Source organism: Kordia sp. (assembly GCF_045105435.1).
Classification (GTDB): Bacteria; Bacteroidota; Bacteroidia; order Flavobacteriales; family Flavobacteriaceae; genus Kordia.
In genome coordinates, this window is the sequence record NZ_JBGCDL010000133.1 from 1 (window position 1) to 24,600 (window position 24,600).

Sequence of the window (24,600 nt, forward strand, 5' to 3'; positions counted from 1 at the left end):
ATGAAAAAAATAGTATTCCTATTGCTGTTACTACCAGTAGTAGCCATTAGTCAAAAAATTAAGATTAAGAAAAATAAGGTGCTTTTTGATAAGAAAGAAGTTGCAATTATTGAAAAAGGAGACGAACGTAATAAACATACCTTTAAGTATTTGTCAGGCGAAAAAGCTTTTGATGCCCATTACAAAGCTATTTCTATTTCTGCTATTCAAGATCATCAGTATTTGGAAATGACTTCTGCTGACGGACAGAAAACAGAGATTCCATATGAAATTTTAAAGACTTCGTTTAATTCTAAAAAAATCATTATTCGCTTGTTGAGTGAGAAATATGGTTTGATTGATGCAAACGGAATTAATAAAGATAAGGTTGCTGCTTTTTTTGCGGAAGAACGCGAATCTATTAGTGAAAAGTATTTACAAGCGGCTGCCAAAGCAAAGTTAGAAGCCGATGAACGCACTAAAACTGTTGGACGTTATAAACCGTATGTTCGCCCAGATGGAACAATTACTTTTGGCGGTTCGCAAGGAACACGTGTTGTTGGAAAGGTATTTTACTCGGCAAGTGAACGTGCGTATGTGATTACTGATTTGGATAGAATTAGAGTGGCGACAGCTACAGAATCGCGGAAAACAGGTTCTACTGCCGCAGTTGCAGAATCGTATACAGGTGAAACGTATCAGTTTGATGAAGGTTCAAAAACCATGTTTACCAATCGATTTTCAAGAACTTTTGGGCAAATTTTTGTGGAAGAATCTGTTGGTCGTGGCTATACATTAGGACGTCAAGCAAAAAATAAAAAACGTGAATTACGCAACGACAAGATAAAAGTAGCAAGAGAAAACAGCGTTAATTTATACGGAGTTCCTGGAAGTATTACCGATAAGAAAGGAAAAAAATATACAGGAACCGTATATGTTATTTTTGAAAAATTACAGATTGATCCGGGACAACAAGTTACTGGTTTGCATGATATGAATTCTGTTGATAATTACGGAAAGTATATTAGCATTCGTTATCAAAACGATAAAGGACGTACACGTGTGAAGAAGTTTTCTGCGAAAGATGGAATTTCATTTACAGCAACAGATGAAGGTGTTGAAAAAATGTTTTACGGAATGAAAACAAAAGGAAACGCTTTGAAAAAGATGGCGAATGCGTCTAATTTCGGATTTAATAATTCTTATTTTTATGAGAAGATTTATGAAGAGAATGGAAATATGTTGTTGATAAAACCCGGCGAAGAAGGAACTTACGTGATTAAAGTGAAAGATGAGAAAGTTGGTTTTATGATTGATGATCGCAAGAACGAAAAAATTTCTAAAGCAATGGCTAAGTATTTAAAGAAATGTAAGCAAGTAGCGAGCGACTTAAAAGCTGGTGAGTTTGATGTGAAAAATGAAGAAAACCTGCAACAAATTATTCAAGAATATAATGATTGCGAAAAATAATTTTTACTTGAAAGATTGATGTAAAAAAGCCTGAGAATGTAGTATTCTCAGGCTTTTTTTCGTTATTCCGAACGTATTGGAATCTCATCTTTTTGTGTGAAACTGAATCAAGTTCAGCTTGATGTTACTTACACATTTTGACTTCGCTCCATATATTTTTATGAAATCGTTACACTGAACAGAATCGAAACATTATTTTTTTGGTAAAAATACCTCAGCCATCATACAGCGAGCGCTTCCGCCGCCACAAGCTTCAATGGTATCTAAGGAACTTGATACAATTTTACAATGTTTTTCAATGGCTTTTAGTTGACTTTCCGTTAGCGATTGGTGTGCTGCTTTGCTCATAATCAAAAAACGTTCGTCATTTGCACCTTTTACTTGCAACATGTTTCCTGCAAATTTATTGACTTGCTTTTCAGTGATGACAATGAGTTCTTTTCCATCTTCTTTGAGATGTTTTTTTACGTTTTCACGCTCTTTTTTATCATCAATACATTCCAAACAAATTACCGCAAAATTCTCCGCCAAACACATCATTACATTGGTATGATAGATTGCTTTTCGTAGGCCATTTACAGTTTGATTTGCATTAAAAACGACTGGCGAATATTCAAAATCTTCACAGAATTCAATGAAAAGATCTTCGTCTGCTCTTGGCGATAATGCACAATAAGCTTTTCTGTTTGCGCGGTCTAATAATAAACTTCCTGTTCCTTCTAAGAAAACACCTTCTTCTTCCGCATCAGTGTAGTCTACAATGTTTTCAATATGAAATCCTAGTTTTTCAAGCTCAACAAATACGTCTTCTCTACGTTCATGACGACGGTTTTCGGCGAACATTGGATAAACTCCTATGTTTCCGTTTTCGTGAAATGAAATCCAATTGTTAGGAAAAATAGAATCTGGTGTATCTGGTTCTTTTGTATCTTGAATTACTACCACATGTACACCAATAGCTCTCAATTTTTCTACATACGTATCAAACTCTGCTTCCGCTTTGGCTTGTACCGTTTCTGGCAATAAATTTTCTATTACTTTTTGATAGTAGTTGTTTACGGCGGTTTGCTCGTTCATTCGAAACGCAACCGGACGTACCATGAGGATCGTATTGGTAATTTGCTGCATTATAGCTAACTTTTATGTTATTTTTTTAAAGTTCTAAAATTACATAAAAACTAAAATAATGCTAGTTTTATTTCACTTTTTTCAATAAAAAGTTATCATCATTAATAACCTTTCAAATAAAACGATAATTCAACATAAATATATCATAAAATTCTTTCAATTTTTACAGCATGTTTTTGAATTCATTTTTCAAAATATTGAAATTCAGATTTTAAGTTGAGTTCAAAATGTTTTTTTTATAGTGTAAATACACTACGTACAAATACCTTTTTTTTTTTAGAATTTCTATTTTTATAATATTTAAAGTTTATTTGTAAAACAATTTTCCTACGAATAAACTAACCACCAAATAATCAAACTAATGAAAAGCACAGTTACATTACTCTCACTCGTTTTTTTCTCTTTACTTATTAAAGCTCAAGTAGGTATAAACACAACAGACCCTAAAGGAACACTAGATGTCACATCTGTAAATAATACCGGCTTAGTAATTCCTCGTGTAGCTAATGTGGAATCTGTTACAGATGGTAATGGCAATCCTCCTGTAGATGGAACTACCGTTTTTGATTTATCTAGAAACAGTACGTGCTTTTATCAAAATTCTAGATGGGTATGTATTGAAGAAGATAGTAGCGGGCAATTTGTATTAAATGAAATTATTAATATTAGTTATGATAGCTCAAGCAATATCGATTATATAAAAGCATCAAATACAGCAACGAGTGATTATCTTGGATGGATAGTTTCCCTTTCTGATGATGGCAATACAATGGCAGTTGCTTCGCGTCAAAGATCAAGTAATGCAGGAGCTGCTTATGTTTTTATAAGAACAGGAACAACGTGGTCACAACAAGCATTTATAACAGCATCCAACGCAAATAACACTGACTTTTTTAGCAATGGTTTAAGTTTATCTGGAGATGGAAATACACTTGCTGTTGGCGCATTTGGAGAAGATAGTAATGCTACTGGAATTAACGGAAATGAAGCTGATAATTCCGCATCAAGCAGTGGAGCTGTCTATGTTTTTATAAGAACAGGAACAACGTGGTCACAAGAGTCGTACATTAAAGCATCAAATGCTGAAGGTGATGATGATTTTGGATGGTCAGTTGCGCTTTCTTATAATGGTAATACATTAGCGGTTGGTGCTAGATCTGAAGCTAGTAGTGCTACTGGTGTTAATGGAGATGAAACAAATAATTCCGCTAGTAATAGTGGAGCTTCTTATATATTTACAAGAGTTGGTACTACTTGGTCACAAGAAGCGTATTTAAAAGCTTCTAACACAAACGGTGGTGGCTTTTTTGGCCATGCTGTAGCATTATCAGATGACGGAAATACATTAGCTGTTGGTGCTAATTTTGAAAGTACCACTATATTACAAAGTGGTGCAGTTTATGTTTTTACACGCTCAGGAATAACGTGGTCACAAGAAGCTTTTTTAAAAGCCTCTAATCCAGGAAATGGGTACACCTTTGGAGATTCCATTAGTTTTTCTAGCGATGGTAATATAATGGCAGTAGGAGCAATGAGAGAAGGAAGTGCTACAAGTGGGATTGATGGAGATCAAACAGATACTTCAGCTTATGGAACTGGAGCAGTTTATTTATTATCTAGGTCAGGAACAACCTGGACACAAACTGTTTATTTTAAAGCTTCTAATCCTGGAGGTTTTTATAATTTTGGATATGCTGTAAGTTTATCAAATAACGGCAATGCTTTATTGGTTGGATGCAATAGAGAAGATAGTAATGCTACTGGGATTAATGGAGATCAAAATAATACTTCTGCCTCCAATTCGGGTGCTGCATATATTTTTATTAATGAAGGTGGTGTTTGGACCCAAAATGCTTATATAAAAGCGTCCAATACAAATGGATCTGATCGGTTTGGAACTGGAATATCAATTTCTGGAACTGGTGAACTATTAGCCATTGGTGCCTATGCTGAACGAAGCAACGCTACAGGAATTAATGGAGATCAAACTAATAATTCATTGGTAAATGCAGGTGCTGTTTATGTGTATTCATCTAATTAACGTGAGTTCGATATAAATTTGTCTTTATGTAATTGATTTTTAGCATTGTAGCGTAAATGTCAAATCGAGCACTATTGAGATTAAAATATATTTTAATTGAAAATACCTAGCGAAGCTATCGAGATTCAATCAGAACTTTAGTTTTTCAGTGTTCTCGACTGCGCTCGAACTGACAAACAGATAATTTTAAGTGCGTTACATGCAATACTTATGATTTTCATGTCGAACTCACGTTAATTAAGAACTTTATTTATATAAAAACTAAACTAGTAGAATTTCTACAACTGATAGGTAAAACCTGCATGATATGCAAACCCTTGAAATACATTTCTTCCAGCGATCACATACGATGGCGCAATGTATATTCCTGATTTCTTTGATAGTGGAAAATGATAGGTTCCGCCAATTTTGTGATAGGTTACACCGAATTCTCTGAAGTTTTGTGGTCTTGGTGTACCGCGATAGTCTATTCCGCCAAACGCATATTGAAAGTCATACCAAAAATCGAAGTAACTTTTTGTACTGGCTTTTCCGAATTTGAATGTGAATGGAAAACTGTTTGGGACTTCTTCAAATTTAAATGAGAAACCACTTTGCACATTGGCAAACCATCCAGATTTTTTTTGGTAATGCAGCAATGCGCGCGTTTCTAGTATTTTGGCTTGCTGTCCTAAATCATTTAATCCGCCAATGCGATAATCACTTACGTTGGAAGAAAAACCTGTTGCGAAAGATACTTCTAGTTTTCCTGCTTTTCGTTGTAATTGTATTGCGCGGTATTTGATAATAATTTGCGCGTCTTGCAATCCGTTTTGTTCGCCACTTGATAAGTATGGTAAGGAAGCTTGCACGTTTAAACGATCGTTGATTCCGTAAATTCCGAAGATAGAAATACTGTATAAGTTACGACTGAGATCGCTTTTTTCGCTGCCGATGAAATAGTTTTTAGAGTCTTCAAATCCTGCGCCAAGTACGAGTGTTGCTTTTCCTTTTTGATTGTAGAATCCGCTGATGACACCTTGCGCCATTCCACTGTAAGAATAACAAAAGATACTAACGAAAATGCAAAACTGCATAAAATGTTTGCTCATAGACCATTTTTTTGAATGTAAGTCTACAGATAAAAGAAACCTTACTTCGTTCTAATTAACGGCATGGTACTGCAACGCAATAATCCTTCTTGCTTTGCAATTTCTGCGTACGGTACTTTTTCAACTGTAAAACCATTAGCTTCTAACCACGTGTTTAAGCGTGTAAAGTTTTGTTCTGAAATAACTACTTCTGGCGAAATGGAAAACACATTACTATTCATGTTGTACATTTCGTCTTTTGTAATTTCAAAAATATTTTCCTTCCCAAAGAAATCTACCAACCATTCGTATTCTTCTTCAACCAAGAATCCGTTTTTGTGTAAGATGGCTTTGTCCGTTCCTACAGGCTGAAAACAACAATCTAAGTGGAGTGCGTTTTCTTTGGCTTCTGTGTTTGATTTGCGAAGTTCAAATGATTTTACTGTTTTTTCTGGAAATATTTCTTGTAGTGCAATGATTGCATCTGTATTGGTACGTGCGGTAATGTAGTCTGGATAATCTGCTCCAGAGTAGGTTCCCACAAAAATATAATCGCCCCAAGGCATTACATCGCCACCTTCTACATGCACTTCTTCTGGCAGCGTGATTATATTTTCTGGATTTATTTGATCAATTACATGTTGAATAGCCTCTATTTCTCGATCGCGATCAGGTAATATATTTGATTTGATGAATTTGTCTTCAATGACAAAAGCAATATCTCTTGCAAAGATTTGATTGTAATCTTGAATGACTTTTGGACGAAATACTTTGACATTATACTTTTCAAAGACAGCCGCTACAGCTTCCATTTCGGGAATCATATCTTTTTCTAAAGGATAGGTTCCTGCCAGCACGTGCTGTTTTGATTTTGGATCGTAACAGTCTTCTGCTTCTGGTGTAGATCCGCAACTTTCGGCAGTTCCTAGTACAACAGCTTTTAGTGAAGAAGTTTCATCGTTTACGTATAGTTCTAACATGTAATTCGGGTATGTAAAGTAAAAAAGCTTCACAGGTTATGATTCCTATGAAGCTTAGTGATGTTTTGTTGTATGTTATCGTTCAGAGATTGTTTTGAACTCTCTGAGATTTTCTCCAATGTATATTTGACGCGGACGACCAATTGGTTCTTTGCGCAAGCGCATTTCTCTCCATTGTGCAATCCATCCTGGCAAACGGCCTAAGGCAAACATTACGGTAAACATTTCCGTTGGAATTCCCATGGCTCTGTATATGATTCCAGAGTAAAAGTCTACGTTTGGATATAATTTTCTATCTACAAAATACTGATCTTTTAAGGCTTCTTGCTCTAATCCTTTAGCAATGTCTAAGATTGGATCTTCCACTCCTAAGTCTGCTAAAACCTCATCGGCAGCAACTTTGATAATCGTTGCTCTTGGGTCAAAGTTTTTATATACTCTGTGTCCAAATCCCATTAAACGGAAAGGATCACTTTTGTCTTTCGCTTTTGCCATGTATTTTTTAGTGTCTCCACCATCTTGACGAATGGCTTCTAACATTTCTAATACGGCTTGGTTTGCACCTCCGTGTAATGGTCCCCAAAGTGCAGAGATTCCTGCTGCAAGTGAAGCAAATAATCCAGCGTGAGACGAACCTACAATTCGTACAGTTGATGTAGAACAGTTTTGTTCGTGATCGGCGTGTAAGATTAGTAATTTATCTAATGCATTTACAACAATTGGATTTAGCTTATACTTTTCATTTGGCTGCTTAAACATCATTTGTAATACGTTTTCAACATATCCTAATGATGCATCGCCATAGTCTAACGGTAATCCTTGTTTTTTACGCATTGCCCAAGCAACTAATACAGGGAATTTCCCTAATATTTTTACTATAGCATGATACATTTCTTCTTCTGAATCTACATTTACAGATGATGGGTTGAACGCTGTTAATGCATTTGTCAATGATGCTACTACACCCATTGGATGAGCAGATTTTGGAAACGCATCTACTATTTTTTTGATATCATCATCAACAATAGATTGTGCTTTGATATCTTTGTGAAACTTTGCCAGTTGCGCTGCAGATGGTAATTCTCCAAAAATTAATAGATAAGCAACTTCTAGGAAGTCTGCTTTTTCAGCTAAGTCTTCAATAGAGTATCCTCTGTAGCGTAGCACACCTTTTTCTCCATTTAAAAAAGTGATACCACTTTGGCAAGAGCCTGTATTTTTGTATCCTGGATCAATGGTAATAACGCCTCCTGTGGAGCCTCTTAATTTTTTAATATCAATAGCGATTTCATTTTCAGTACCTTCAATTACTGGAAACTCATGTTTCTCACCATTAATCTCTAACGTAGCTATGTTATCTGACATATTTTCTATAAGAATTTTTTTTTATTTTTATCTGGATGCTAAATTACGAAATATGTCGCGATTTATGAAAATACTTTACAAAGGATTTAACAATTAAGATATCATTAAAACTTATGGTCAGAATAAATGATATTAATGCATAAAAAAGCGATTCCTGTTTTATCAATAATCGCTTTTTTATATCGTTTATTTTTTGGTTTTTTAGCGAATATTTATTTCTCTTGAGATAACATCATCATCTAGATAAATTTTTAAAATATAAATGCCCTCACTTAAAAAACCTGTTTCTATTTCAATTCCGTTTTCTGCAAATACACCATTTTGTTTGAAGTTTATTTTTCGCCCATTGATATCAAAAAGTTGTGCTTTTTTAAAAACACTGTTTGCTTGCCAGCTAACTTTAAAGATACCTTCATTCGGATTTGGATACACAACAAGTCTTTGCAAATCATTCAATGTATTTTCGGGAACGTTTAGTAGTAAATCTGGATTGAATATTGAGTTTAGATATCCATAAAATAACATACTTTGAATGGTATTTTGATGAATTGTAAATTCTGACTGCAAGAAATAGACACGTGCATCTAAGTTCATTTCCATGTATGGCCAATCATCAATTGGTGGCGACATGATAAAATCTTCTTTTTTGTCTAAGTGATGTGTGTATAATGGAATTCCTGGAATTGCATTTCCGGCATTGCTTATAGCAGCATCGTGCAATACTTCTCTAGCATAGCGTTCTGCACCAAAAAGATCGGCTCGTGTAATGTATACTTTGTTTTCTGGATTTCCGCCAAGCATCATATCATTGCTAGATAACATTTGATTGAGCAATTGTTGATTTTGTGTGTGATAATACGACATGATTTGCGGCATTAGTTGCGGTGTTGAACCTGTAGTGCCCAATATTGGCGGTTGGTATTGTGATTTTATGAACCGAATTGGCTTTAAGCTAATATCATTTGTTCCCCAAACATCACTCCAATAATTGATGGCTTGTATTTGTATGCTTTGCAAATTGATTGCTACAGCATCAAAGTTTGCCCATTTGTCCTGCGGAATAACACTAAATATCCAGTTTGCCAAAGATTCATCGTGTATTTGATATTCGTACAAAAATGTTGTTGGCGTAGTCACTACCGTATTGTTTATGTAGTAATCTAGGTATTCTTGTTCGCCTGTCAAACTGTATAAAGCTGCGGTAGCATTTAATTTTAAATCTTTTACTTTTCCTGCATAACTTATTCCACTAAACAGTTGTTCTAAGTCAGCAGCTGTAGCATTTGTATTTGCCCAGTTGTAAGCTGCAATGGCTTCGTTTCTGTATAATTGTGCCTGATTGTTTGCATCGCCAGCAACACTTAACGCTTGCGAAAATAATGCTGCTGCAGTTGCATACACATACGAAGCCGCAGGATCTTCTTTATATACATACCACATTTGCTCAGAAGACGAATTGCCAGAACCATCATTGTATGCAGGTCCGTAATATCCGTTGGTTTCTTTTCCGCCACAAATTCCGCCTGTTGGTCCTTTGGTACGTTTAAAAAAGTCGAGCGTCCATTGTACTTCATCTAAAATGTCTGGAACTCCGTTGCTGTTTTCAGGAATGTTTAAATCGCCATCTAAGAAACCATTTGGTGCCAGTTGGTATATAAATCCTGCGTAAATTGGTAGGTTTAAGTGCTGAATGTACACATCAAAATCGTCTGCATCAAAATGTCCACCACTTCCCCACGGCATCATATCGGGTGACGACATCCATGCAGGTGCATTTGTAGGATTGATGAACGAAGTTGCTTGTGCTGGCAATTGTACAAAACTTTGTTCGTCACCATTTACAACATCCATTCGTCTAAAGTCTGAATAGGTTATTTGAAAACCATCTACACCTGGCACATGATCTACAGGTTTTGTAAAAGGCGCATATTCACTTCCGCGATCAAATCCGCTTCTTTGGTACAATAAACTGTTTGAAATGGTTTTATAGATATCGTCATACACTCTGTCTGATATTTTGAACGGAAACGAACTTCCAATACCTTCTATTACAATTTTGTATTCTTCTGAATCACTTACAGGAATGCTGTTTCCGACTTCCGAAAAGTCAAATTCCCATATTGGCGAGTTGTACCAATATTTAGTGGCAAAATTTTCTGAGTAATCTGCTAATGTGTTTGGAGCGCGAAATTGCAATCCATTATTTCCTGATCCTGTGTATATGATTTGATTGTCGGAAGCGCGCACTACGTGACAAGTTGCGCCAATGAAGTTTGTAAAGTCTTCATGATTGCTGTTGGCAAAATTGTTTTTTCCAAGCCATTGTGATATGTAAGCAAATTTTTCCGTTGCACTTGAAATCATTCCAACTTGATTGACATGAATACTTTCTGAAAAGTTATTGAACGCATCAAACGTTAAGTTGAACGTACTTTCTTGCGTGTTTATGTTTGCGACATTTATGGTGTATGTTTTGCCGTTTTCCATTGGGTTTGGCAATCGGACATATACATAATAGTCTTGCAATGCTACTTGTTCTTTTGCTTTAAAAAATGTTGCACTTGCTTGTTGTGCGGTTGCATAAAACGCATCATCTGTACTTGAAATGGTAAAGTTTCCAGGTATGAGAGCTTGTGCTTCGTCTATTTGACCATAGTACGTAGCATTTGGTGCACTATAGAAATAGAATTCATCAAAGTTTGTAAAGTCTTTTTCACCTTCATCAAAACGCAACAGTATGGTATTGTTGCTTACAGGTGTTATGGATGTTAGTTGTTGCGCGTAGGTATGAAGTCCAAATACACAGCAAAATAATAGGTAAAGTTTTTTCATAGCAACTAGGTTTAATAGTTACCTTAAAGATACGAAATGCTGATTTTCATTTTTGATGCATTGGCAATTCTTTAACTATAAATCTGATTATCAAATCCATAACTATTTCTTATGACCTAGATTGAATTTATATTTTTAACCGATAGAATCTGGCGCTACAGGTTGTGGGAGGAAGAGTTCGATCAAGAATACGAGACTGTCTTTTGCTATGATTGTAATGGAGATAATGATGGTTGCGAGTAAAATCGCGACAGCTAAATTATTTTTACGCAACTCGCCCACTTCGTCCACATGTTTTGTCAATGATTTTGTAAGCATGAAGGCACTAAAGTGAATGACTCCTGCTAATAAGAATCCAACAAATAAAGAGATGGAAGAGTATTTTAGTACTTCGATATATAAACTTTCTTTCGCATGAATTTTTAGCATTCCTATCGAATTGATTATTGATGGAATGATTCCGCTTAGCAGATATCCTGTACTGAAAATGATTCCTGAAAAGAAGATACTTAACGCCAAATTGGAATCGTTTAGGTTTTCTTCTTTTAGTTTGAAAATTCTGATTAATACTTTATACGAAATAAAGAATATAACGATGGCTAATACAATGGAAAGTATTAGTTGACTTAATGCGAGATAAAATATATCTGTGTTCATGCGTTTGTTTTTTTAGTTGACTAAAACAAAATCCCAATAACGAGTGTTTGACACTTTTTGCGGCAAATATCCGATTGGGCATCCTTTTGCTGTGGTTTCTACGAAATAGTATTTTCTTCTGTTGTATGTTTTGTATTTTCCTTGTGCTGGCAAACTGATTCCGAGTACCGAATGTCTGTATTCGTTACTGTTTAGAATGGCAACTTTGTAATTGAATTTTTTTAAGAGTACGAATAGTAATACGGTGCGCGAATCGCAATCGCCTTGTAAGTTGGCACTGAATTCAGCAGGCGCAAAAATTCCAAGTCGCACATTTCCCACACATGGAAATTCTTCACTTCCATCACATGGCGTTGATTTTATGTAATTGTACTCAATGTCTTGAATGCTGGTAATGATGAGTTCGGCAAATTTTCTACGGCTTAGTTTTTTGTCTTTCTGAATTTTATCAAAGGAAGCGTATAATTGGTCTAGCAATGGACGATCGTGATCTGCCATGTGCTTGTAGAAATTTCCCCAAGAAAAGTTTCGTGTGTATCTGAAATTGCGGCGATTCTTTTTTGATAGTTTGACACTGTTTTCCGCTATTTTGAAATCCATTTGATGCCAGTTTCTATCAAAGTCTTTCCAGTTTTGTTTGTTTACAATGTACCGAATTTGATTGCCGTTTTCAGTTTTGGTGACAATTTCGGTTTTGTTATTGTCCTTTTTGGGTTCTATCTGAATTTTATATTTGGCGTTTTTTATTAAGATCGTCATGATGATAGAGAACACGACAAATACTGAGATAGTTCGTAAAAAATCTGATAAAACACCTTTAAATACTTCTTTGTTGGATGCTGATTTTCGTTTTACTTTTTTCCAGATATAGCGTAATACAAAGAAACAACTTGCTGTCAAAATCAAAAGTGAGACTCCTTGTATTTGTACCTCATACGTTAAGAAGATAAGTACAATGACTAAGAAAATAGTAGCCAAAACCGCCATAAAACCCGAGAAGAGTCGTTGAAAGCCTACGAAGCAGCCATTTGGTTTTTGGTGTTTGGTCATGTGCTAAAGATAGTATTTTTTTTGGTTTTGGTTATTGGTTTGCCTGTTTGTGGATTTGTTTATCTGTTAATTCGTTAATTCGTCAGTTTGTTGATTTGTGGATTTATTGGTTTGTATGTTTGTATGTTTGTGGATTGACTTGTTGTGTTGGTTTACATCGCTAATTACGGCAAAACCGTAATTAAGTGATTCTGTTTTTTTATAACTTTCTATAAATCAACACTTTTAAATCATAAAAAAAGAATTTGAAGAGTTTAGCACTCCGAGAACAATCGGTAAGTAATTTAAATAAAACGTTTGGCAGGAATGCTTCTGTAGATGTTTCAGACATTATTAATACGATTATTGACTTAACAGAAAAGTATACTAGAGTGTTTTTGTATTGTCCGCATGTAAGTTGTTGCTGTCCAGATCTGACAATACCACCATTAACTGAAGGTAAATTAACGTGTGTAACTTGTGCATAATACTATTTTAAATGCAAATTGGTATAACATCAAAAAACAACAAACCGCTTACGTATTTGTTTGCGGTTTTATTTTTTTACATATTTGGAAATATGAATCATGCCAGAAGCGTTTAAGCTTCTTTTTTATAAGTGTATCTCTGTATTATTTTAGTTTTTGCTGCATACTCTAATTAGTTATAAGTTGTAATCCATTTTTGCGGATACTTTTTGGTATGAAAATTTGAGAAGTAGTTTCTTTATCTTTTTTGCTTGTACTTTTTCTATACACAGATCTGATTTGTTGCAAAAATCTAAGTTTTTGTACTGTCGTCAGGCTTGATAAGGTAAAATATAATATATGTTCCCCTTCTTTTCCCGTGATTCTTTTATAAATTTCTCCTAATTTCACTTTATGACTTACTTCAAAAGAACTTATAAATTCATCTAATTTTTCTTTTACTTCCCATTTCGGATCTCTTGGGCAACAACTAGAGCTATACGTTTCTGTATGATAGTATACAATTGCATTAGTAATATTCGACTGCGTTGTAATTGGTTTAAAAATAAGTTTTGGTTGCTTTCCTGATATTCGAATGCTATCAGTTTTTACCGTATTTCCACTAATTTTCCGCTGATATAGAATGTTTGTCGTTGCTGGTTCAATACAACCATCAAATTCATCCGCTTCTTTGGCTATTTCATCATAATATTTCCAATCTGGAGTAATGATCATTATGGTTTTTTGTTTGAATATGTTATTCGCAAAAAAGTCTTTTGAATATTTTGTATTGTTAAAGATGATCGGATTCTTTTTAGTTTGAGAATCTATCACTACATCAATCAAGATATCATTGTTATGTTGCACGATATCTTTTTCATCAATCCGTACCACATTTTTGATAATTGTATCGTTAATGTTTTGCGCTACTGTGTAGTTAGCGGTAAGCATCATGAACAACAGCATTCCGATTTTTTTCATTGTATATATAATATCAATTCTACTACAAAATACAAATAGTGAGTAGTATTATCTGAATTTATTCCATAAAAAAACGAGTTCCTTTATAGAAACCCGTTTTTGTATATAATTTGTTAGCGTCTTAATTAATCTTGAACGCTTTGTCTTGCGGATAGTATGCTACTGCACCCAATTCTTCTTCGATGCGCAATAGTTGATTGTACTTCGCCATTCTGTCTGAACGTGAAGCCGAACCAGTTTTAATTTGTCCTGTGTTTAATGCAACTGCTAAATCTGCAATGGTGTTATCTTCCGTTTCTCCAGATCTGTGTGACATTACAGAAGTGTATCCGGCATTGTGTGCCATGTTTACTGCTGCAATTGTTTCTGTCAAGGTTCCAATTTGGTTTACTTTGATAAGGATTGAGTTTGCGGTATTGTTTTCAATTCCTCGTGATAAACGTTCTACATTCGTCACAAATAAATCGTCTCCAACTAGTTGTACTTTGTCTCCAACAATTTCAGTTAGGTATTTCCAACCTTCCCAATCGTTTTCGTCCATTCCATCTTCAATTGAAATGATTGGATAATTCGCAGCTAATTCCGCTAAGTAATCTGCTTGCTCTTTAGACGTTCTTATTTTTCCTGTTTCGCCTTCAAATTTTGCATAGTTATATTTTCCGTCTACGTAAAATTCCGCCGCAGCGCAATCTAAAGCAATCATTACTTCATCTCCTAGTTTGTATCCTGCATTTGCAACCGCTAATGAAATGGTATCTAGTGCATCTTCTGTTCCATCTAAAGTTGGTGCAAAACCACCTTCATCACCAACAGCTGTACTTAAACCTCTGTCGTGTAATACTTTTTTAAGGTTATGAAAAATTTCAGTTCCAATTTGCATTGCGTGTGTAAAGTTTTTAGCTTTTACAGGCATTACCATAAATTCTTGAAACGCGATTGGTGCATCTGAATGCGAACCTCCGTTAATGATATTCATCATTGGTACTGGTAAGGTGTTAGCCGAAACTCCACCAACATATCTATATAAAGGCATTCCTAATTCGTTTGCTGCTGCTTTTGCTGCTGCTAATGAAACTCCTAAGATTGCATTTGCTCCTAAGTTTCCTTTGTTTGGCGTTCCATCTAAATCGATCATTGCTTTGTCAATTTGATTTTGCTCAAATACGGAAATTCCCATTAATTCTTCTGCAATTGTTGTATTTACATTCTGAACAGCTTTGCTTACTCCTTTTCCCATGTAAGCGTCTCCGCCATCTCTTAATTCTACTGCTTCATGTTCACCTGTCGATGCTCCTGATGGTACTGCAGCTCTTCCTAATATTCCATTTTCCGTAATTACATCTACTTCTACCGTTGGATTTCCTCTTGAATCTAATATTTGTCTTGCGTGAATGTTGATTATTCTGCTCATTTTTCTTTTGTTTCTTTTGTTGTCTTTACTGGCTAATTTACAAAACTCTTCCAAGTTTTACTGGCTTTTCCGTTGCTTTTACGGATATGTTAGCAATGTTTGATTTTTGCCTCTTTTTACAAAATGCGAAAACGTTTTCTCAAAAAAATACCGCAACTATTTTTTACTGAATAGCACAATATTTTCTGCAGATTTGAATGCATACGATAATGATTTGTTCATAAACGACTTGTCTGCACTATAGTTTACCAACGCAGCTGTATTGGGCACTTTCAATTTCCATGAACCTGATTTTGTCAGTTTCCCTGGAATGATCATTGCCACTTGCCCGTACGTTTGTGATACATCAACAGCAATGGTTGCTTTTCCGTTATTGGCAGCTTCTTGTGCTTTGCTTAGCGCTTCTTGATCGTTTGCATTTCCTAATTTTGTCCAGTCGTTCGATCTTTTTACGATAGGTTGAATACTATCGTAAATTACAAAACCACCATCTTTTGCACGGAAATCACCAATGTTATAGAATTCCGTGATCATTTTTGTAATGCTGTTTCTACAATCATTTCTGTTTGTCGATTCGGCTTTACACTGCTTAAAATAAGCAATAGTTGTAGATAGTAATTGATCTTGACCTGTTGAAAGTTTTACTTCTTTAACTTTGGTTGTAGTTCCGTTTGAAGTTTTTCCTTTTTCAGATTTTGGATCGTTTTTACAAGAAACTACTAATACTATTGCACAAACGAGCGTGATGATTCTTTGCATTTTGTTACGAATTGTAATTAAACCGTTTTTACTTTTTGAATGTTTTCTATGAATTGATCGAATAAATATTCACCATCATGTGGTCCTGGACTTGCTTCTGGATGGTATTGTATAGAGAAGCAGTTTTTGTCTTTGATAGTGATCCCTGCAACTGTGTTATCATTCAAATGTACATGTGTGATTTCTACGTTTGCATTTGCTTCCGTTTCTTCTCTATTGATTGCGAAACCATGATTTTGCGAAGTAATTTCACCTTTTCCTGTTAACAGGTTTTTCACAGGATGATTGATTCCTCTGTGCCCGTTGTGCATTTTGTACGTAGAGATTCCATTTGCTAATGCAATTACTTGGTGCCCTAAACAGATTCCGAATAATGGTAAGTCGCGTTTTATGACTTCTTTTGCAAATGTAATCGCGTCGCTTAATGGTTCTGGATCTCCAGGTCCGTTAGAGATGAAGTATCCATCAGGATTCCATGCGTTCATTTCTTCAAATGTTGCGTTGTATGGAAATACTTTGATGCATGCATCGCGCTTTGCAAAGTTTCTTAGAATGTTTTTCTTGCAACCAATATCAAGTGCTGCAATTTTATGTGTTGCATTTTCGTCGCCATAGATGTATGCTTCTTTTGTAGATACTTTTGAAGCCAATTCTAAGCCAGCCATACTTGGTACTTCGGCTAGTTTCGTTTTTAGTGCATCTACATTGTCTACATCTGTAGAAATTACGGCATTCATTGCGCCATTGTCTCTTATGTAACTTACCAAAGCTCTGGTATCTACATCTGAGATTGCGAATAAATTGTTTTTTTCTAAGAATTCTTTTAGAGAACTGTTGGCAGCATCTCTAGAATATTCGTAGCTAAAGTTTTTACATATTAACCCTGCAATTTTCACACTTTCTGATTCCATTTCGTCTTCGGCTGTTCCGTAGTTTCCAATGTGCACATTTGCTGTTACCATGAGTTGTCCGTAGTACGATGGATCGGTAAAGATTTCTTGGTATCCTGTCATTCCTGTGTTGAAACACACTTCTCCGAAAGCAGTTCCTGGTTGTCCAATTGCTTTCCCATGAAAGATAGTTCCATCTTCCAAAAGTAATAGTGCTTTTTGTCGATTTTGGTATTTCATATCGCTATGCTAATTTAGTTGTGTTGTATTGTGATTATAGTGTTGTTATGCACTTTTCCAGTGATTTTATAGCCTAAAGAAAGAATATTTTCTTTGAACCAATCGTCTGTTAAAATGTCATTGTGTGATAATATTTCTAATATTAGTATTGGTTTGCATCGTTTGATGGTGTTGATAGCACCTTTGAGCGCAGGCATTTCAAAACCTTCTAAATCAAATTGAAGGATTGAGATGTTTCTGTCTTCAGGAATGATACTATCTAGCGTTTCGATTGTAATCGGTACAAATTTACCATTTTCTGAATCAATTATTCTACTTGCGCCACCTAATTGTCTTCCATCTGCAGTAGCAACTTGTAATTTTAGCTGAGATTTTTCGGCTCCCAAGCCAACTTGCAATAGTTCTACATTTGTTAGCTTATTGATTAGAATGGTTATTTCGGCACATCTGTAGTATTCTGAACTTGGTTCAAACGTCCATACTTTTGCATTTTGGGAAATGTTTTTGGCAATTCCTGGCAGAAAGTCTCCAAAGAATGCACCTGCTTGTACTACATCGCCATTTTTACAATAATCAATTATGTATTGAATTGTATTTGGTTCGTATACTTCTCCTTTGAGAATTGCTTGTACGACAGATTCTTTTTGTACTGAAAACGGTGTACAGTATCCACCATATTTGTTGTATGCAATTGTACAATCTAATGTAAATTCATCCTTAATTAAAGAAGCGACATGTACAGGTTTGTTGACATATCCTTTTTTTAGCACTTTTCTTTTTATAAACTTCTTTAGTTTTTTAGGAACTAATGATTTTACAAGTTGGATCATTTTTTTGATTCGTTTTTGAATTTAAAATCAATGTAATACGCTAGTGTAACTTCAAAATTGTCTTTTGACTTTCTTAGATATAAAAAAAGGATAAACTCATAGAGTTTATCCTTTTAATATGTAATGAATTAATTTTCATTATTCTTCTTCGTTAGAAGCTTGAGTTTCAACTGGAGCAGGAGTCGCAGATTTTTTACCACCTCTTCTACTACGTCTAGTTGTTTTCGCTTTTTTCTCAGTGTTATACGTTTCATTGTAGTCCACTAATTCGATTAATGCCATTTGCGCATTATCTCCAAGACGATTTCCTAACTTGATTATTCTTGTATAACCACCTGGTCTGTCAGCAACTTTTACCGCTACATCTCTGAATAATTCAGTTACAGCATATTTGTTTCTAAGCTTGCTAAAAACTAAACGACGATTGTGCGTTGTGTCTTCTTTAGACTTAGTTACTAATGGCTCAACAAATTGCTTTAAAGCTTTTGCTTTGGCAACTGTTGTGTTGATGCGCTTGTGCTCGATTAAAGAACAAGCCATGTTTGCTAACATTGCTTTTCTGTGAGCCGTTTTTCTACCTAAGTGATTTACTTTCTTTCCGTGTCTCATGACATTTGTTTTTTACCTCTATCTTGCTTCAACTCATTTGAGGAGCAAATTATAAAGGAATTAATCTTTATCTAATTTGTATTTTGATAAGTCCATTCCGAAACTTAAACCTTTTACGTTTACTAGTTCTTCTAGTTCCGTTAAAGATTTTTTACCAAAGTTTCTAAACTTCATTAAATCATTTTTGTTGTACGATACTAAGTCTCCTAATGTATCTACTTCTGCAGCTTTTAAACAGTTTAGTGCTCTTACAGAAAGGTCCATGTCTACTAATTTTGTTTTTAGTAGTTGACGCATGTGTAATGATTCTTCATCATACGTTTCTGTTTGTGCAATTTCGTCCGCTTCAAGAGTGATACGCTCATCAGAGAATAACATGAAGTGGTGAATTAATGTTTTTGCAGCTTCAGTTAAAGCTTCTTTAGGATGAATAGATCCATCAGTGATGATTTCAAATACTAACTTTTCGTAGTCAGTTTTTTGTTCAACACGATAGTTTTCTATGCTATATTTTACATTCTTTACAGGTGTATAAATAGAATCTGTAAAGATTGTTCCTAACGGAGCATTTGATTTTTTGTTTTCTTCAGCAGGAACATACCCTCTACCTTTTTCGATAGTAATTTCCATATTGATATTCACACTAGCATCCATGTTACAGATAACTAAATCTGGATTTAGCACTTGGAAGCCAGAGATGAATTTTTGAAAATCACCGGCAGTAAGTTGTTCTTTACCTGAAACAGAAATAGATACTGATTCGTTATCGATATCGTCTATTTGTCTTTTAAAGCGTACTTGCTTTAAGTTTAAAATAATTTCTGTTACATCTTCTACAACACCAGAAATCGTTGAAAATTCGTGATCTACTTTGTCTATTCGTACAGAAGTAATCGCAAAACCTTCCAATGATGATAGAAGTACTCTTCTTAATGCGTTCCCGATTGTTAGCCCATAACCAGGTTCTAAAGGACGAAATTCAAATTTGCCATCGAACTCAGATGAGTCAATCATGATAACTTTGTCGGGCTTTTGGAAGTTTAATAATGCCATATTAAGAATACTTTCTGATTTATAATTATTTAGAATATAATTCTACTATTAATTGCTCTTTAATGTTTTCAGGAATTTGAAGTCTTTCCGGAATTGATACATACGTACCTTCTTTCTGCTCACCATTCCATGTAATCCACTCGTATACGTGGTTAGCATTTGCTAATGCTCTATCAATTACATCAAGAGATTTTGACTTCTCTCTTACTCCAACTACATCACCAGCTTTTAGTGTGTACGAAGGAATATTTACCTTTTCTCCATTTACAGTAATGTGACGGTGAGACACTAATTGTCTTGCACCACTTCTTGTAGGAGAGATTCCCATTCTGTAAACAACGTTATCTAAACGAGATTCACATAATTGCAATAATACTTCACCAGTAATTCCTTTACTACTGTTTGCTTTTTCAAACAAGTTTCTGAACTGACGCTCAAGAATTCCGTACGTATATTTTGCTTTTTGTTTTTCCATCAACTGGACTGCGTATTCAGATTTTTTTCCTCTACGTCTATTGTTTCCGTGTTGACCTGGAGGATAATTTCTTTTATCAAAAGATTTATCATCTCCGAAAATTGCTTCTCCGAATTTACGAGCAATTTTAGTTTTTGGACCAGTATATCTTGCCATTTCTAATAGTTATTATGAGAGTGATTATGAATTAAGGCTGTCCTTCGATAATCGTTAATCTCTCAATGTGAAAATAAATTAATTATACTCTTCTTCTCTTTGGAGGTCTACATCCATTGTGTGGTAATGGAGTAACATCGATAATTTCTGTTACTTCAATTCCTGAATTGTGGATGGTTCTGATAGCAGATTCTCTACCATTTCCTGGACCTTTTACATAAACTTTTACTTTACGTAAACCTGCTTCATGAGCTACTTTAGATGCTTCTTCAGCTGCAGTTTGTGCAGCGTAAGGTGTGTTCTTTTTAGAACCTCTAAAGCCCATTTTACCAGCAGATGACCAAGAAATTACATCTCCTTTTTTGTTGGTAAGTGAAATAATGATGTTGTTGAAAGATGCAGTTACGTGCGCTTGTCCAACTGACTCCACTATTACTTTACGCTTTTTTGTACTCTTGCTAGATTTTGCCATACTTTTTGGTATTTAGATTTTAGCAGTTTAGTCGTTTGGATTCTTTATGATTACATACTAGCTTCCTACTACTTCTTACTAATTACTAACAGCTATTTTAATTATTTAGTTGCTTTTTTCTTGTTAGCAACAGTTTTTCTTCTACCTTTTCTTGTTCTAGAGTTGTTCTTAGTTCTTTGACCTCTTAATGGAAGTCCAGATCTATGACGAATTCCTCTGTAACAACCGATATCCATTAAACGTTTGATGTTTAATTGAACTTCAGTTCGTAATTCACCTTCAATTGTGAAAGTTCCTACTGCTTCACGGATTTTACCAATTTCTTCATCGGTCCAATCTGATACTTTAGTATCTTCACTAACTTGCGCTGCTGCTAAAACTTCTTTAGCTCTGCTTCTACCTACTCCAAAGATGTATGTTAATGAGATAACACCTCTTTTGTGTTTTGGAATGTCTACTCCTGCGATTCTTGCCATAACTATCCTTGTCTTTGTTTAAATCTAGGATTCTTTTTATTGATTACGTATAATCTCCCCTTACGACGCACAATTTTGCACTCGGGACTTCTCTTTTTTATTGATGCTCTTACTTTCATGATTTATTAGTATCTATAAGTAATTCTTGCTTTTGTTAAATCATACGGACTCATTTCAAGTTTCACTTTATCACCAGGTAATAATTTGATATAATGCATACGCATTTTTCCAGAAATGTGAGCCGTTACGATGTGACCATTTTCTAATTCTACACGGAACATAGCATTTGATAGTGCTTCTATAATTGTTCCATCTTGTTCTATTGCAGCTTGTTTAGCCATAATTATGCAACTACTTTACGGTTTTTACCAGTTTTCATTAAACCATCATAATGTCTATTCAACAAGTATGAGTTTATTTGTTGCATGGTATCTATGGCAACTCCTACCATAATTAGCAACGATGTTCCTCCAAAGAATAATGCCCAACCTTGCTGAATTCCCATAATCGTTCCTACGATTGCAGGGAATATTGCGATCAATGCTAAAAAGACTGATCCAGGTAAAGTTATTTGTGACATTATTTTGTCTAAGTATTCTCCAGTTTCTCCGCCAGGGCGAATTCCTGGGATAAATCCTCCACTTCTTTTTAAATCATCTGCCATTTTATTTGTAGGCACTGTGATAGCTGTGTAGAAGTATGTAAATATGATGATTAAGAATGCAAACAAAACGTTATACCATAATCCAAATACATCTTGGAAGTTAGCTGTCATCCATTGTCCTAAGCTAGATTCGGTTCCTAAACCTTTTCCTATTGCTGTAGGCACAAACATTAACGCTTGCGCGAAGATGATTGGCATTACACCTGATGCATTTAATTTTAATGGAATAAATTGTCTTGCTCCAAACATATTTTTCTCATATCCTCCTGTTGCTGTTCTTCTAGCATATTGTACTGGTATTTGGCGTACTGCCATTACCAACATTACACTGGCAAGTATGATTACTAACCAAATTACAATTTCTATAAGGATAAGCATTGGTCTTCCTGAGTTAGAAGCGAATTCTTGTAAAAATGCAGTAGGCATTTGTGCAATAATTCCAACCATAATTAATAATGAGATACCATTACCAATTCCTTTGTCTGTAATTTTTTCACCAAGCCACATTGCAAATACTGTTCCTGTGATAAGGATAATTACGGAAGGAATGATAAAGCCTAATCCTTTCCCTACAGTAAATGCTGCATCTGGAACTCCTAAAGCTCCTAATCCCCATAAATAGAATGGTGCTTGCACCAAACAGATAAGGATTGTTAGCCATCGTGTGATTTGTGTGATTTTTTTACGACCACTTTCTCCTTCTTTTTGAAGTTTTTGTAGGTAAGGAATTGCGATTCCCATCAACTGAACTACAATAGAAGCAGATATATATGGCATAATTCCTAGTGCAAATACAGAAGCTTTAGCAAATGCACCACCAGTAAACATGTTTAATAGACCACCAAGTCCATCATCAAAACTACCTGTAAATGCTTCGCCAAGTTTTGTATAGTCCATACCTGGAAGACTTACTTGTGCACCAAAACGATACACGAGTAATAGTGCTAGAGTTACTAAAATTTTATTTTTTAGTTCCTCAATTCCCCAAATACTTTTTATTGTGTCAATAAATTTTTTCATGCTTCTATGTAAAAATTATAAAGTTACTGCTTCTCCTCCTGCTGCTTCGATAGCTGCTTTAGCTGAAGCTGTAAATTTGTGAGCGGTAACTTTTAATTTTGATTTAAGTTCACCTCTTCCAAGGATTTTTACTAAATCAGTTTTTCTAGCTACTCTGTTAGCTACTAATGTGTTTAAATCAACAGTATCTGTGATTTTACCTTCGTCAACTAATTCCTGAAGTCTATCAAGATTTACACCTTGATATTCTTTACGATTGATATTTGTGAAACCAAACTTAGGAACACGTCTCTGAAGCGGCATTTGACCACCTTCAAATCCAATTTTCTTTGAATAACCTGAGCGAGACTTAGCTCCTTTGTGACCTCTTGTTGCAGTGCCACCTTTTCCAGAACCTTGTCCTCTACCTACTCTTTTGTTATTACTTTGAACTGAACCTTCAGCTGGTTTTAAGTTACTTAAATCCATAACTAGTTGTTATTTTTAAGCTTCTTCAACAGAAACTAAATGTTTAACTTTATTTACCATTCCAAGGATATTTGGTGTAGCTTCGTGCTCTACAACCTGACCTATCTTTTTAAGACCTAGCGCTTCTAGTGTTCTCTTTTGATTTTGAGGACGACTAATTTTGCTTCTTACTTGTTTTACTTTGATTTTTGCCATTTGTCCTTGAATTTATCCTTTAAATATTTTTTCTAAAGAAACTCCTCTTTGCTTAGCAATCATACCAGCGTCTCTTAGTTGTAATAAAGCATCAAATGTTGCTTTTACTACGTTGTGAGCGTTAGATGATCCTTGTGACTTAGATAATACGTTTTGAACTCCGACAGCTTCTAATACTGCACGTACAGCTCCACCTGCAATAACTCCTGTACCCGAAGATGCTGGTTGAATATATACTCTTGCTCCTCCGTACTTACCTTTTTGCTCGTGTGGTAATGTTCCTTTTTGTAAAGGAATACGAACTAAGTTTTTCTTAGCATCTTCAATTGCTTTTGCGATTGCTGTAGCGACGTCTTTCGATTTTCCTAAACCGTGTCCAACGACACCATTTTCATCTCCAACAACTACGATAGCTGAGAAACCAAAGGCTCTACCACCTTTTGTTACTTTAGTTACACGTTGTACTCCTACCAAACGATCTTTTAATTCTAGTCCACCTGGCTTTACTAATTCTGCGTTTTTGTATTTCTGATACATAGTTTCTTAGAATTTAAGTCCTCCTTCTCTAGCACCTTCTGCTAATGATTTTACTCTTCCGTGGTATAAATATCCACCTCGATCAAACGCGATTGTTTCGACACCAGCTTTTTGAGCTTTTTCAGCGATTGACTTCCCTACTAAGGCAGCAACTTCTGATTTCGTTCCTTTGTCTTTGATGTCTTTATCTCTTGATGATGCGGCAGCAATTGTTTTACCGTCTACATCATTAATGATCTGAGCATAAATTTCTTTATTGCTTCTAAAAACAGATAATCTTGGTCTAGCTTCTGTACCGCCAACGATTTTTCTAATTCTGTTTTTGATTCTCTGTCTTCTTTCAGTC

Annotated in this window: 27 protein-coding genes; 3 read left to right on the plus strand and 24 right to left on the minus strand. The window is 35.1% G+C overall.

The window, feature by feature from the left end; all coding sequences use genetic code 11:
• On the plus strand, positions 1–1,449 hold a 1,449-nt coding region (locus AB8B65_RS06745; protein ID WP_405300109.1), incomplete at its 5' end, for a hypothetical protein.
• Between the two features lie 192 nt (positions 1,450–1,641).
• Here AB8B65_RS06745 and ctlX read toward each other — a convergent pair.
• Complete coding sequence (gene ctlX, locus AB8B65_RS06750; RefSeq protein ID WP_405300110.1) at positions 1,642–2,577, minus strand: citrulline utilization hydrolase CtlX; 936 nt, start codon at positions 2,575–2,577, stop codon at positions 1,642–1,644.
• A 361-nt stretch (positions 2,578–2,938) separates the two neighbouring features.
• Between ctlX and AB8B65_RS06755 the strand changes: the two genes are divergently transcribed.
• Entirely contained in the window at positions 2,939–4,618 is a 1,680-nt protein-coding gene (locus tag AB8B65_RS06755) for a hypothetical protein (RefSeq protein ID WP_405300111.1), read from the plus strand.
• Between the two features lie 278 nt (positions 4,619–4,896).
• On the opposite strand, the gene AB8B65_RS06760 is transcribed toward AB8B65_RS06755, so the two are convergent.
• From AB8B65_RS06760 to AB8B65_RS06785, 6 genes are all read right to left on the minus strand, one after another.
• On the minus strand, positions 4,897–5,709 hold the full coding sequence (locus tag AB8B65_RS06760; RefSeq protein ID WP_405300112.1) for a hypothetical protein: 813 nt from the start codon (positions 5,707–5,709) through the stop codon (positions 4,897–4,899).
• Positions 5,710–5,750: 41 nt separating this feature from the next.
• Complete coding sequence (locus AB8B65_RS06765; RefSeq protein ID WP_405300113.1) at positions 5,751–6,668, minus strand: dimethylarginine dimethylaminohydrolase family protein; 918 nt, start codon at positions 6,666–6,668, stop codon at positions 5,751–5,753.
• A 75-nt stretch (positions 6,669–6,743) separates the two neighbouring features.
• Complete coding sequence (locus AB8B65_RS06770) at positions 6,744–8,033, minus strand: citrate synthase (RefSeq protein ID WP_405300114.1); 1,290 nt, start codon at positions 8,031–8,033, stop codon at positions 6,744–6,746.
• A 201-nt stretch (positions 8,034–8,234) separates the two neighbouring features.
• Positions 8,235–10,865, minus strand: coding sequence for a glycoside hydrolase family 9 protein (locus tag AB8B65_RS06775; protein ID WP_405300115.1), 2,631 nt, complete (start codon positions 10,863–10,865; stop codon positions 8,235–8,237).
• A gap of 135 nt (positions 10,866–11,000) precedes the next feature.
• Positions 11,001–11,522, minus strand: coding sequence for a DUF350 domain-containing protein (locus AB8B65_RS06780; RefSeq protein WP_405300116.1), 522 nt, complete (start codon positions 11,520–11,522; stop codon positions 11,001–11,003).
• A 12-nt stretch (positions 11,523–11,534) separates the two neighbouring features.
• On the minus strand, positions 11,535–12,572 hold the full coding sequence (locus AB8B65_RS06785; protein ID WP_405300117.1) for a hypothetical protein: 1,038 nt from the start codon (positions 12,570–12,572) through the stop codon (positions 11,535–11,537).
• 245 nt (positions 12,573–12,817) lie between these two features.
• On the opposite strand from AB8B65_RS06785, the gene AB8B65_RS06790 reads away from it, so the two are divergent.
• Positions 12,818–13,039: a hypothetical protein gene (locus tag AB8B65_RS06790; protein WP_405300118.1), complete on the plus strand. Its 222-nt coding sequence runs from the start codon at positions 12,818–12,820 to the stop codon at positions 13,037–13,039.
• Positions 13,040–13,207: 168 nt separating this feature from the next.
• On the opposite strand, the gene AB8B65_RS06795 is transcribed toward AB8B65_RS06790, so the two are convergent.
• The 17 genes from AB8B65_RS06795 to rplR form a co-directional block, all read right to left on the minus strand.
• On the minus strand, positions 13,208–13,999 hold the full coding sequence (locus tag AB8B65_RS06795; protein WP_405300119.1) for a hypothetical protein: 792 nt from the start codon (positions 13,997–13,999) through the stop codon (positions 13,208–13,210).
• Between the two features lie 121 nt (positions 14,000–14,120).
• Positions 14,121–15,410, minus strand: coding sequence for a phosphopyruvate hydratase (gene eno, locus AB8B65_RS06800; RefSeq protein ID WP_405300120.1), 1,290 nt, complete (start codon positions 15,408–15,410; stop codon positions 14,121–14,123).
• A 156-nt stretch (positions 15,411–15,566) separates the two neighbouring features.
• Positions 15,567–16,169: a hypothetical protein gene (locus AB8B65_RS06805; RefSeq protein WP_405300121.1), complete on the minus strand. Its 603-nt coding sequence runs from the start codon at positions 16,167–16,169 to the stop codon at positions 15,567–15,569.
• A gap of 17 nt (positions 16,170–16,186) precedes the next feature.
• On the minus strand, positions 16,187–17,299 hold the full coding sequence (gene carA, locus AB8B65_RS06810) for a glutamine-hydrolyzing carbamoyl-phosphate synthase small subunit (protein ID WP_405300122.1): 1,113 nt from the start codon (positions 17,297–17,299) through the stop codon (positions 16,187–16,189).
• Between the two features lie 14 nt (positions 17,300–17,313).
• Positions 17,314–18,129 carry an FkbM family methyltransferase gene (locus AB8B65_RS06815; protein ID WP_405300124.1) on the minus strand — a complete coding sequence of 272 codons (816 nt, stop codon included), beginning with the start codon at positions 18,127–18,129 and terminating at the stop codon, positions 17,314–17,316.
• A gap of 138 nt (positions 18,130–18,267) precedes the next feature.
• On the minus strand, positions 18,268–18,738 hold the full coding sequence (gene rplQ, locus AB8B65_RS06820; RefSeq protein WP_405300125.1) for a 50S ribosomal protein L17: 471 nt from the start codon (positions 18,736–18,738) through the stop codon (positions 18,268–18,270).
• 60 nt (positions 18,739–18,798) lie between these two features.
• Positions 18,799–19,791 (minus strand): DNA-directed RNA polymerase subunit alpha, encoded by a 993-nt coding sequence (locus AB8B65_RS06825; protein WP_007094962.1) that lies wholly within the window; start codon positions 19,789–19,791, stop codon positions 18,799–18,801.
• A 25-nt stretch (positions 19,792–19,816) separates the two neighbouring features.
• Positions 19,817–20,422, minus strand: coding sequence for a 30S ribosomal protein S4 (rpsD, locus tag AB8B65_RS06830; RefSeq protein WP_405300126.1), 606 nt, complete (start codon positions 20,420–20,422; stop codon positions 19,817–19,819).
• An 82-nt stretch (positions 20,423–20,504) separates the two neighbouring features.
• On the minus strand, positions 20,505–20,894 hold the full coding sequence (rpsK, locus tag AB8B65_RS06835; protein WP_114900930.1) for a 30S ribosomal protein S11: 390 nt from the start codon (positions 20,892–20,894) through the stop codon (positions 20,505–20,507).
• Positions 20,895–20,995: 101 nt separating this feature from the next.
• A complete protein-coding gene (gene rpsM / locus AB8B65_RS06840; RefSeq protein ID WP_405300127.1) occupies positions 20,996–21,370 on the minus strand; it encodes a 30S ribosomal protein S13 in 375 nt (124 codons plus the stop codon).
• A gap of 2 nt (positions 21,371–21,372) precedes the next feature.
• Positions 21,373–21,489 carry a type B 50S ribosomal protein L36 gene (gene ykgO, locus AB8B65_RS06845; RefSeq protein WP_007094966.1) on the minus strand — a complete coding sequence of 39 codons (117 nt, stop codon included), beginning with the start codon at positions 21,487–21,489 and terminating at the stop codon, positions 21,373–21,375.
• Positions 21,490–21,495: 6 nt separating this feature from the next.
• The gene (gene infA, locus AB8B65_RS06850; RefSeq protein WP_007094967.1) at positions 21,496–21,711 is read right to left on the minus strand and encodes a translation initiation factor IF-1; all 216 of its coding nucleotides are present in this window, start codon (positions 21,709–21,711) and stop codon (positions 21,496–21,498) included.
• Between the two features lie 2 nt (positions 21,712–21,713).
• Positions 21,714–23,054, minus strand: coding sequence for a preprotein translocase subunit SecY (secY, locus tag AB8B65_RS06855; protein ID WP_405300128.1), 1,341 nt, complete (start codon positions 23,052–23,054; stop codon positions 21,714–21,716).
• 15 nt (positions 23,055–23,069) lie between these two features.
• Entirely contained in the window at positions 23,070–23,522 is a 453-nt protein-coding gene (gene rplO / locus AB8B65_RS06860; protein ID WP_405300129.1) for a 50S ribosomal protein L15, read from the minus strand.
• Between the two features lie 15 nt (positions 23,523–23,537).
• A complete protein-coding gene (gene rpmD / locus AB8B65_RS06865) occupies positions 23,538–23,717 on the minus strand; it encodes a 50S ribosomal protein L30 (protein WP_160129202.1) in 180 nt (59 codons plus the stop codon).
• A gap of 12 nt (positions 23,718–23,729) precedes the next feature.
• Positions 23,730–24,254 carry a 30S ribosomal protein S5 gene (gene rpsE / locus AB8B65_RS06870; RefSeq protein WP_405300130.1) on the minus strand — a complete coding sequence of 175 codons (525 nt, stop codon included), beginning with the start codon at positions 24,252–24,254 and terminating at the stop codon, positions 23,730–23,732.
• A 6-nt stretch (positions 24,255–24,260) separates the two neighbouring features.
• Positions 24,261–24,600, minus strand: a 340-nt coding sequence (gene rplR, locus AB8B65_RS06875; protein ID WP_405300131.1) for a 50S ribosomal protein L18, incomplete at its 5' end; no start/stop codon positions are given.